The following is a 10,825-nucleotide window of genomic DNA, read 5'->3' as shown; positions in this document are numbered from 1 at the left end:
GGTTACAGGTTACAGGTGACAGGTTACAGGTTACAGGTAATAGGGAAAAGAATTTTCTTCTTTCTTTCTCCTGACTCCTGAACTCCTGAACTCCTGAACTCCTGAACTCCTGACTCCTGACTCCTGACTCCTTAATTCCAATCCTGCTCATCTTTTTTGCCACGACTTTTGTAAACTCCGCCTGTATCATGGATTTGACGGGTTTTGGTAAATAGTTCAGCTTCAGTTAAACCCCAGCGTTGCAAAACTTTATCCAAGTTACTTTGGATGTCTCGCGCACCGGGGAAACCTTGATAACGAATTTTTAGTCTAGCTAATTCTGATAAATTGTAATCGCTTGCGTCTTGAGCGAGTAAAATATCAATAAGGGGGCGATCGCGGTTGTAGAGTGGATGTTGTTGGTCTTTACCACCGGGAATTTCTGTCATCATTAATACCTGTACGAAGTTAGCAATCCATCAACAACTCAAGAGCCAAAATCTCGACCATTGCTAATTATCCACCATAATCTAGTGAATGACGGCAACTACGCCTTGTCACTTACGGCTCTCACTACTGCCATTCAGCTTAAAATAAAGATACATTATCTTTAAGAAAATACAAGAAACTTTAGATGAGGGTGAACTTATATCTCACCCAAAGTCCAAGCAGCACGAGGGAAAGAACCCGCTATGTTTGAACACTTCACTTCCGAAGCCATTAGGGTAATCATGTTAGCTCAGGAGGAAGCACGACGACTGGGACACAACTTTGTAGGAACAGAACAAATTCTCCTGGGTTTAATGGGAGAAGGAACAGGTGTTGCTGCTAAGGTACTGGCTGAGTTGGGTGTTACCTTGAAAGAATCCCGTCGGGAAGTAGAAAAAATAATTGGCCGGGGTTCTGGGTTTGTCCCACCGGAAATTCCTTTTACCCCGAAAGTCAAAAGCCTGTTTGAGCAATCTTTCCGAGAAGCTCACGGTCTTGGACATAATTACATAAACACTGAACACTTATTATTAGGTTTAACGGAGGCTGGTGAAGGAGTCGCCGCCAAAGTATTACAAAATCTAGGAGTGGATTTACCTGTCGTCCGTTCGGCGGTGATGAGCCGATTGGGTGAAGATACAGCGGTTGTCACTGGTGGTAGAAGTAGTTCCCAGCGCAATCAAAATTTATCCATAGAGGAGTTTGGCAGAAACCTGACCAAACTGGCTCAGGAGGGCAGACTAGACCCAGTAGTTGGTCGCCAGACGGAAATTGAAAGAACGGTGCAAATTCTCGGTCGTAGGACTAAGAATAACCCGGTTTTGATTGGTGAGCCAGGTGTGGGGAAAACAGCGATCGCTGAAGGTCTAGCCCAACGCATTGTCAATCAAGACGTTCCCGAAATTTTACTTGATAAACAAGTAATTAGTTTGGATATGGGGTCTGTAGTGGCGGGAACTCGCTTCCGGGGTGATTTTGAGGAACGCCTCAAAAAAATCATGGACGAAATTCGCGCCGCCGGGAACATCATCCTCGTAATTGATGAAATTCATACCTTGGTGGGTGCAGGTGGCACAGAAGGCGGTTTGGATGCAGCTAATATCCTCAAACCGGCTCTGGCTCGGGGTGAACTCCAGTGTATTGGTGCGACCACCTTAGATGAATATCGTCAACACATCGAACGGGATGCGGCTCTAGAGCGACGTTTTCAGCCCGTTTTGGTAGGAGAACCATCAGTAGCAGAAACTATTGAAATTCTCTATGGTTTACGCGGCGCTTACGAACAGCATCATAGAGTTAATATTACTGATGAAGCGGTAATGGCGGCGGCTGAATTGGCAGATCGTTATATTAGCGATCGCTTCCTCCCCGACAAAGCCATTGACCTAATTGATGAAGCTGGTTCTCTTGTCCGCTTGCGTCACTCCCGCATTGCGAATAACAAGGAACTCAAACGGGAATTAACCACCGCTACCAAAGCCAAATCTGAAGCCATCAGAACTCAAGATTTTGCCAAAGCTGGTAAATTGCGAATACAAGAATTAGAACTGCAAGCCAGACTCGATTTAGAAGAAAATCAGGAAACCGTTAACTCTCCCCTCGTCAACGAAGAAGACATCGCCCAAATTGTCGCTTCTTGGACAGGTGTTCCCGTCAACAAACTGACTGAATCTGAATCAGAGTTACTTTTACATCTGGAAGACACCTTACATACAAGACTCATCGGTCAAGAACAAGCAGTTACAGCCGTTTCCCGCGCTATTCGTCGCGCCCGCGTCGGCTTAAAAAGTCCTCATCGTCCCATTGCCAGCTTTATCTTCTCTGGACCAACCGGTGTTGGTAAAACCGAATTAGCCAAAGCCTTAGCCGCTTACTTCTTCGGTTCGGAAGAATCAATGGTGCGTTTGGATATGTCCGAATACATGGAAAGCCACAACGTTTCCAAGTTGATAGGTTCACCTCCAGGTTATGTAGGATACGACGAAGGCGGACAATTAACGGAAGCTGTACGGCGCAAACCCTACACAGTGCTGCTATTCGACGAAATCGAAAAAGCGCACCCTGATGTATTCAATATGCTGCTGCAAATCTTAGATGACGGTCATCTTACGGATGCCAAAGGTCGGAAAGTAGACTTCAAGAATACATTAATTATCTTGACTTCTAATATCGGTTCTAAGGTAATTGAAAAAGGTGGTAGCAGCTTAGGGTTTGAATTTGATAATCACGCAGACGCTAGTTATCATCGCATTCGTAACCTAGTTAACGAAGAACTCAAAGCCTATTTCCGTCCCGAATTCCTCAACCGGGTGGATGATATTATCGTCTTCACTCAACTTAACAAAGATGAAGTCAAGCAAATTGCTAAAATCATGCTGCGTGATGTTGGTAGTCGTCTCAAGGATAAGAACATCTCTTTAGAAGTGACAGAAGCCTTTAAAGAGAAGGTTGTCCAGGAAGGCTATGATCCTAGCTACGGTGCTAGACCACTACGCCGTGCTATTATGCGTCTACTGGAAGATTCTTTGGTGGAAGCGATATTATCTGGGGAAATAGCAGATGGAGATAAAGCTATTGTGGATGTAGATGATGATGGCCAGGTAAAAGTCAGAAAATCGGAAACCCGTGAGTTGTTACTAACTAATGTTGGTTAATTACAGATTTCGACAATATCGGTAATTTATTTGGTGGGTGACTTGATTGTTAACCCACCTTTCCTATGGTTTTTTTTCAGAAGTGTGGTATCTTGCAACAAAACTTTACAATCCTTGGGTTTTACCGAGATAAAATCCAAATAGCTGAAGTCCGTTTTAACTGACAATAAGTAATGGGACAGAATTAATTACACAACTGATTTTTCTGTTCCCAGTTAAGAGTTAAGAGTTCCCTCTCTCAACGAGTGAATTTAATTTTGTCCGACTACTTACCTTGTCCTTTAGGTCAAATTTTCATCAAATACAGTTCGATGTAGTTCTCTCTGGGTTGTTTGAGGCTGACTTCTACACCTGGTCCAAAATATTTGGTCATTTTTTCCTGCTTTTGTTCCCAGGTACCAAAGGTGATGAGTGGTGAGTCAAATTCTAGAATTAAGGTATAAGCACCGTTGATTTCGGTTTCTCGCAAACCAGTGACGACTGGTCTTTCTTCGTCGGTGGGACTTAAACCTAGATAGGCTAGGGCTACATCTAAATGAGCTTTTTGCCCATAACAGTGGCGGGTGATGTCTTTGCGGATTTTGGTCTGTGTGACTGTTGCTTGTTGCTTCCTGAGTTCGAGGATGGATGGTGTGCTAGTTTGGCTGAAGGGTACAGGTTTAAGTTCATTGGCTTTTAGGGCCAAACCTCCCAGTAATAGGGGAAATCCATAGAAAAATCCCACTAGATTGAGGGTAGCATTATCTACAAAGTAGGCAACAAAACCTGTTATGGTCAGTATAGTCCCTATTGTTAAGCCAAGTGTTCCTAAAGAAATTCTGCCGAGCATAATTTGAGATTAGTATAATTTATTTTCATCTTTTATTATCATCCCTGATTGGTGACAAATTGGGAAAGGAGATATGGAGATTTTGACTTTTTGCGTTAACTTTAGATTTGAAGTGTTTGAAAATAGGAAGCAAAAAAATGGATATTCAGACAATTAAAGACCGAATTAGCACTGTTCAAGGTAAACGCGAGCGCTTGCTGAGTTTATTGGAACAACCTAATCTAGGAACTTTAAGAGTTGATGTAAATCAAGCTTTGGAAGAGTTGGATGATTTACTTGATGAGTTTAAACGGACTCTTCCTGAAACGGGAAATAACTAACCCAAGTTGTTGGTTATGTCAATTTAGGCGGGAAAAAAGGTAATTGATAATTACAATACCTTTGGCAAATTGAAAAAAGTCTTGATTTGTAGGTTGGTTTGAGAGACGACACTCAATCAATGTGTTGGGTGGTGCTGTCGCTTAACCCAACCGACAAGGAATTGTGAAGGTATTTAATAATTGCAATACTTTGGGCAAATTTCAAAAACTCAATCAATGTGTTGGGTTGGGCTGTGGTTTAACCCAACCTAAAATGAAGATTAAGCAGAATGCAATCTTTCTTCAAAAAATGAAGAATACCCAACTTTGCTGCCTAATTGTCTGACTAAAGTAATGAGTTCTTTTGTAGGAATATCTTTTGTGCAAACTTGATCAAATTGATGTTGAGTTTTGTGGTTCTGAAAAGATAATTCATCTACTGAAGAATAAGCCAGGATTTGAGTATTTGGAGATATGGCTTTAATGTAATTAGATGCTGACCAACCATCCATAATCGGCATTTGTAAATCAAGAATGATCACATCAGGTTTGTGGCATTTAACTATGTCTATAGCTTCTTGACCATTACTAGCTAAACCAACAACATGAATATTTTCTTGAACAGAAAAAATTAGTTGCAAACTTAACCGAGTCAGTTCATGATCATCAACTATAAGAACGCGCATCTTAGAAGGCTCTTTGGACAACATTTAACATTCCAAAAAAATAATAAATATGCATGCTTATAGTTTATGAATGCGAGTTCTAAATTTACTCTGTCTTATGGGTGAATTTTGGGGGCTAAAAGTTGAATTTTATGCAATTTCCGCATAATGCCGATGTGGCAGATGCACTAAATAGGAAACTGTCATGGGAAGATTACAGATTTGTTATGTGGGGTTTACGAAAAAGGTCTTTTTGTGGTGGATAGGAGTCAGGAGGAAGATGAAGACTTGACAAAAGGGTATGTAAATTCAGATATGCTGACTTGATCAGAATTTGAGGTGATGATTCACTTTTGCTGCAACTAATGAGAGTCTAATTTATGCCGGCGGAACGTAAAGCCATTGACGTAATTGTTTTTTGAGAATTGGCTTCTGGACAGTTATCACCTGGGCATCTTTGGATATAATTGCCATCAGGTTGTAATTCCCAAGCATGACGATTATCTGCCAACATAATCCCTAAGATTTCTTGTAGATCTTTGGCAATTTCTTGGTCTTTAATGGGGGTAATAACTTCGACGCGACGATCTAAATTACGCCGCATCCAGTCGGCGCTACCGATATATATTTCTTCTTGGTTATGATTGTAGAAGTAATAGATGCGGGAGTGTTCTAAAAAGCGGCCGATGATGCTGATAACGCGAATGTTGTCGCTGAGATTTGGTAGACCGGGACGCAAACAACATATTCCCCGAATAATTAGATCAATTTGGACTCCAGCACGGGAGGCTTCGTACAAGGCAGAAATGATTTGTGGGTCAACTAGGGCGTTCATTTTGGCAACTATGCGACCGGAAAATCCGTTTTGCACATTGTCAATTTCGCGTTTAATTAGTTCGAGAAAGCGATCGCGCATATTCACAGGTGCTACCATAATTTCTCGATAGGATTTTTGGCGAGAGTAGCCTGTTAAGAAGTTAAACACATCTGTTAAATCTGCACCTAATTCTTCTCGACAACTAAATAAGCCTAAATCTGTATAGAGTCGTGCGGTTTTGGGGTTGTAATTCCCCGTTCCAATGTGGACATAACGGCGCATTCTGTCTTTTTCTCGTCGCACTACCAAGACGATTTTGCTATGGGTTTTCAAGCCAACTAAACCATAGACAACATGAACGCCAACTCTTTCTAAACGTCTGGCCCAATAAATGTTATTCTCTTCATCAAATCGGGCTTTTAATTCGACTAGGACGGAAACTTGTTTACCATTTTCTGCTGCTGCAATTAAAGCATTGACGATGGGTGAGTCTCCAGAAGTCCGGTAGAGAGTCATTTTGATGGCTAGGACGTTAGGATCATGGGCGGCACTAGTAATAAACCGCACCACAGTCCCGGAGAAAGATTGATAGGGATGATGAACTAGCAAATCTTTTTCGCGAATTATGGAAAAGAAGTCTTTTCCCTCTTCTTGTTCGAGAACGTCAGTATCAATACAGGGTTCTCTGAGTCTTTGTAAACGGGAAGGAACGACGGATTGACGAGGGGGATCTTTAAGTTCCGGTAGTGGTAGTGCCAGAAAGTACATTAAATCCCGTAGTGCCAACAGACCATCAACTTCATAAATATCGCTTTCGGTGAGTCCCAAATCTTCTAAGAGACGGGAACGAACTAATGCAGGGGTTTGGGAGCGAATTTCTAACCTGACGGTATTCCCCCCCATGCGGCGTTTACGAAGTTCCTGTTCAATGGCTAATAACAGGTCGTCGGCTTCATCTTCCTCTAATTCTAGATCAGCATCGCGGGTAATGCGGAAGGGGTGATATTCTTGGATACTCATGCCGGGAAAGAGAGATTCTAGATTATGAGCGATCGCTTGTTCTAAGGGAATCCCTGACCAATTAGCAATTTTCCCATTGTCTTGAACTCTCAACTCTGGGGGTAATGGCAAAAATCTTGGTAAAACTTGAGGAACTTTAACTCTGGCAAAAAACTCCTCTTCCGTATCGGGATTTTTGACCACCACTGCTAAATTTAAACTGAGATTGGAAATGTGGGGAAAGGGATGACTAGGATCAACAGCAAGAGGAGTCAGAACTGGAAAAATCTGCTCTTCAAAATAGTGATCTAGATAACTTCGCTGTTTGGGATTCAATTCTATGTAATCCAGAATATAGATTCCCTGTTGGACTAATAGTGGTCGCAACACTTCCTCAAATTCCCCATTGTGTTTTTTGATTTGGGGACTCAAATGCAGCCGAATATCATCTAGTTGTTTCTGTGGTGTCCGGCCATCGGGAGTTAATAAATTAACAGTGGCTTCTACCTGTTGTTTTAAACCTGCTACTCGTACCATAAAGAACTCATCCAAATTGGAACTAAAAATGGCTAAAAATTTCAGCCTTTCCAACAGAGGAGTTCTAGGATCACAAGCCTCATGTAAGACCCGATTATTAAATTCTAGCCAACTTAACTCACGGTTGATGTAGTATTGTGGATCACTCAGATTCATGGAAGCAGAATTCTTTTTTGGTTTTGCCATGATCACCTAGATATAGGTAGACATTGTCTATAAAGCGTGAATATCAATATCTTAATTGCTACTGCATAGATTTTGACGATTCTTGATCTAGATATTTGAGCTATTGTTAAAATAACCCTATAACTCTATTTTCCTAAAAATTTATATGATCTCCCAACAAATTGAAGACCAATCTCAACAACTTGAGTCACGAGTTGCAACCTTAGAAACAGAATTAGCACAAATGAGACAAATGCTATCTGTATTAGTTCCTAAAAAAACTCCTTGGTGGCTGAAAATTGCTGGTAGCTTTGAAAACGATCCTAACTTTGAGGAAGTAGTTAACTTAGGGCAAGAATGGCGCAACTCTGCTGAATAGTTTAATATCATGTATATTCTTGACACAGATCATCTCAGCTTGATCCAGCGTAATGGGCAGGAAGGAAAGCAAATTTTAGCGAGGCTGGCAACTATAGAAGAGAACGAAGTTGCGGTGACTGTAATTACCTATGAAGAACAAATTAGAGGTAGGCTCAATTTCTTATCCCAAGCAAGAACATTAGAAGCACAAATCTTAGGTTATCAAGGACTACAGCAACTAGCACTTGACTATCAATCTATTAGGATTATTCCTTTTACCCGTGGGGCTGCTTTAGAGCATCAACGCCTACAAAAAGTCTATCCTCGTCTGGGGAATATGGATCTGAAAATTGCCGCCATTACTCTAATCAACAATGCAACTTTGCTCACTCGTAATAGATCAGATTTTGGAAAAATTTTAGAGCTACAAATAGAAGATTGGTCAGCCGCATGATAATAAATAGACATCTTGGAAAATTAAATATGCGTCTTCTAGAAACAGGAAAAAACCTTTTTTACCCTAAACTCCGACCTGGATATGATCTTAAATCTTGAAAGGTTATCAATTTATTAATTTTATGTCTATTTATTTGTTTCAAGCTACCCGTCGGCGGTTGGCAATTTGGTACACAGCTATAACGGCAATTTTACTATTATTATTTGCTAGTGGAGTATATTTATATGTTCGCAGTACATTAGTTGAGCGAATTGACGATACATTATATCATGTTGTGGAAGTTGTCGAGCGCTCTTTAGTAATTGAACCGATAAAATTTCAACCGCATCAATTACGAGTAAATGTAGAAGCCAGTTTTCCTAATAATGCTGAAAGTGCCGAAGATGATCGGATTGATTTAGAGTGGTTTAGTCCTAATGGTGAATTACTGTGGTCAACTTTTTCGGAAAAATTAGATATTCCTATTCATACTCATCATCCAGGTGAAACTGTGCGAATAGAAGGCATGGGAGGATGGGGAGAATCGGCACAGTTATTTAGACAAGTGACAAAAAGGATAGAATTAGGAAGACAGATTTTAGGTTATTTACGAGTTAGTCATCCTTGGTTTGAGGTGACGAAACCTAGTCGAGAATTAATTTTTGATTTGGCTTTAGGGATTATTTTAATGATCTTGTCAGTGGCGGCTAGTGGTTGGTTTTTATCAGGTAAAGCGATGGAACCTGTGGGGGAATCTTATCAACGCTTAAAACAATTTACTGCTGATGCTTCCCATGAATTAAGAAGTCCAATTGCTTTAATTCAAACTAATGTGCAAATTGCTTTGGCTGATTTGGATACAGGGGAAGAAGAAACAAATACTGTTCAATATAAACAACAATTAAAGGTGGTCGAACGACTAACGCAAAGATTGGGGAAGTTAGTTAATGATTTGCTATTTTTGGCTAGACAGGATAGTGGTATTAGCACAGATTTATTTTCATCTTGTCCTCTTGATGCTTTGTTAATGGAAGTTGTCGAAGAACAACAATTTATAGCTAGAGAAAAACAAATTAATTTGGGTTTGAATTTAGTTGATTGTGCGTTGACGGAAGTTAATCCCGAATTATTAGAAAATTGGTTTACGCTCACGGGAAATTGGGAGCAATTAGTGAGAGTATTTACAAATTTGATTGGTAATGCTTTGCAATATACTCCACCTCAAGGGGTCATAAAAGTGGAGTTAGCAAGAATAGAGGGGATAAACCGGGTGACAGGAAGGCGTTACACTAATTCTCATTTACAAATAAAAGTTAGTGATACTGGCATTGGTATTCCTGGGGACGCGCTACCAAAGTTATTTGACCGCTTCTATCGAGTTGATCCGGCACGAACTCATAGAGGTGGGAAAACTACTACAGCCACAACTACTGGTTCAGGATTAGGATTAGCGATCGCTCAAGCCATTATCGAGCATCATCAAGGACAAATTCAAGTAACTAGCAATCTGGGGGAAGGTACTACTTTCACCGTTATTTTGCCAATTTTTGATAAAAGGAGTCAGGAGTCAGAAGAAGGAGTCACCGAGTCAGGAGGAAGAATAAAATTACCCAATGACCAATGACCAATGACCAACCCATCTGATTTTGTTAAGCTATCTTCAGCGAAAGCGTTAGCGATAAGATGCCAATATTCAGACTAGAAGGTAGTAGTGTGCCAAAATATATTCGGTTGATTTCTCTTTTAGTAGCAATCAGTGTATGGAGTTTGCCAAAAGCTGCTCATGCTCAGGCATTCATTCCGCATACAGTACAAATTGATAATGCTCAGTTAGAGAAACAGGGCTTGAATTTAGCCCAGGAAGCGGCTCAATTAGCGCAGTTTCAGCAGGTTGAACAAGCTTTATTTAGAGCGCAATTAGCTGCGAAATTAGCCCCGCAAAATCACAAAGTATGGTGGTTACTGGGAAGTTTACATTTACAAAATCGAGAATTTGATCAAGCTGTTATCTCCTTGAACAAAGCCCAAACCCTCAACCCTAAAAATCCTGAAGTGCTATTTGCATTGGGTTCAGCCAAATTTCAAAAAAAAGATTACCAAGGAGCTATTACCCATTATCAAGCGGGTTTGAAATTAAAACCCAATTATTCCGGGGGATTGTTTGATTTGGGTAATGCTTACTTGATGTTACAGAAATTCCCAGAGGCGATCGCTCAATTCAATTTAGCAGCTAACCAAGATAAAAAGTTTTGGCCAGCAATTAACAATATTGGTTTAATCAAATACGAGCAAGGTGATATTCCGGGGGCAATTCAGCAATGGCAAATAGCAGTGAGTATTGACAAAAAAGCCGCAGAACCTTTACTCGCTTTAGCCGTAGCATCCTATCATCAAGGCGATAAACGAAAAAGTTTAGAAATGGGAGTATCTGCACTCCGCATAGATTCCCGTTATGCCAACTTAGATTTTCTCAAAGAAAACCTGTGGGGCGATCGCCTACTTGCAGACACCAAAAAATTCTTAGAAATACCAGAAATCAAATCAGCCTCACAGCCAAAGGAGGAAACACCCTAATAGGGGGCAGGGAGCAGGGAGC

General features: G+C 40.8%; 10 protein-coding genes. 6 read left to right on the top strand and 4 right to left on the bottom strand.

Annotation, left to right across the window (positions count from 1 at the left end):
* Positions 1 to 131 precede the first annotated feature (131 nt).
* On the bottom strand, positions 132 to 428 hold the full coding sequence (locus PN471_RS09035) for a DUF3288 family protein (RefSeq protein ID WP_271776560.1): 297 nt from the start codon (positions 426 to 428) through the stop codon (positions 132 to 134).
* A gap of 243 nt (positions 429 to 671) precedes the next feature.
* Here PN471_RS09035 and PN471_RS09030 point away from each other — a divergent pair, with 243 nt between their 5' ends.
* Positions 672 to 3,122: an ATP-dependent Clp protease ATP-binding subunit gene (locus PN471_RS09030; protein WP_271776556.1), complete on the top strand. Its 2,451-nt coding sequence runs from the start codon at positions 672 to 674 to the stop codon at positions 3,120 to 3,122.
* Between the two features lie 286 nt (positions 3,123 to 3,408).
* Here PN471_RS09030 and PN471_RS09025 read toward each other — a convergent pair whose 3' ends face one another.
* Entirely contained in the window at positions 3,409 to 3,951 is a 543-nt protein-coding gene (locus PN471_RS09025; RefSeq protein WP_193897776.1) for a DUF2854 domain-containing protein, read from the bottom strand.
* Between the two features lie 137 nt (positions 3,952 to 4,088).
* Here PN471_RS09025 and PN471_RS09020 point away from each other — a divergent pair, with 137 nt between their 5' ends.
* Positions 4,089 to 4,271 (top strand): hypothetical protein, encoded by a 183-nt coding sequence (locus tag PN471_RS09020; protein ID WP_168642260.1) that lies wholly within the window; start codon positions 4,089 to 4,091, stop codon positions 4,269 to 4,271.
* 260 nt (positions 4,272 to 4,531) lie between these two features.
* Here the strand turns inward: PN471_RS09020 and PN471_RS09015 are convergent, their stop codons facing one another.
* Together PN471_RS09015 and ppk1 are read right to left on the bottom strand one after the other, a co-directional pair.
* Positions 4,532 to 4,960 carry a response regulator gene (locus tag PN471_RS09015; RefSeq protein ID WP_193897780.1) on the bottom strand — a complete coding sequence of 143 codons (429 nt, stop codon included), beginning with the start codon at positions 4,958 to 4,960 and terminating at the stop codon, positions 4,532 to 4,534.
* Positions 4,961 to 5,288: 328 nt separating this feature from the next.
* Positions 5,289 to 7,454 carry a polyphosphate kinase 1 gene (gene ppk1 / locus PN471_RS09010; RefSeq protein ID WP_271776555.1) on the bottom strand — a complete coding sequence of 722 codons (2,166 nt, stop codon included), beginning with the start codon at positions 7,452 to 7,454 and terminating at the stop codon, positions 5,289 to 5,291.
* A gap of 145 nt (positions 7,455 to 7,599) precedes the next feature.
* On the opposite strand from ppk1, the gene PN471_RS09005 reads away from it, so the two are divergent.
* The 4 genes from PN471_RS09005 to PN471_RS08990 all read left to right on the top strand — a co-directional run bounded on the left by PN471_RS09005 (position 7,600) and on the right by PN471_RS08990 (position 10,803).
* The gene (locus PN471_RS09005) at positions 7,600 to 7,812 is read left to right on the top strand and encodes a hypothetical protein (protein ID WP_271776554.1); all 213 of its coding nucleotides are present in this window, start codon (positions 7,600 to 7,602) and stop codon (positions 7,810 to 7,812) included.
* A 9-nt stretch (positions 7,813 to 7,821) separates the two neighbouring features.
* Positions 7,822 to 8,247 carry a type II toxin-antitoxin system VapC family toxin gene (locus tag PN471_RS09000; RefSeq protein WP_271776553.1) on the top strand — a complete coding sequence of 142 codons (426 nt, stop codon included), beginning with the start codon at positions 7,822 to 7,824 and terminating at the stop codon, positions 8,245 to 8,247.
* Positions 8,248 to 8,383: 136 nt separating this feature from the next.
* Positions 8,384 to 9,853, top strand: a complete 1,470-nt coding sequence (locus PN471_RS08995; RefSeq protein ID WP_271776559.1) for a sensor histidine kinase — start codon at positions 8,384 to 8,386, stop codon at positions 9,851 to 9,853.
* A gap of 89 nt (positions 9,854 to 9,942) precedes the next feature.
* A complete protein-coding gene (locus PN471_RS08990) occupies positions 9,943 to 10,803 on the top strand; it encodes a tetratricopeptide repeat protein (RefSeq protein ID WP_271776558.1) in 861 nt (286 codons plus the stop codon).
* The last annotated feature ends 22 nt before the right edge of the window (positions 10,804 to 10,825 follow it).

This window comes from Aphanizomenon sp. CS-733/32 (genome assembly GCF_028330045.1).
GTDB lineage: Bacteria > Cyanobacteriota > Cyanobacteriia > Cyanobacteriales > Nostocaceae > Dolichospermum > Dolichospermum gracile.
The sequence above is the reverse complement of the archived record's forward strand: the minus strand, read 5'-3'. Positions and strand labels throughout refer to the sequence as shown.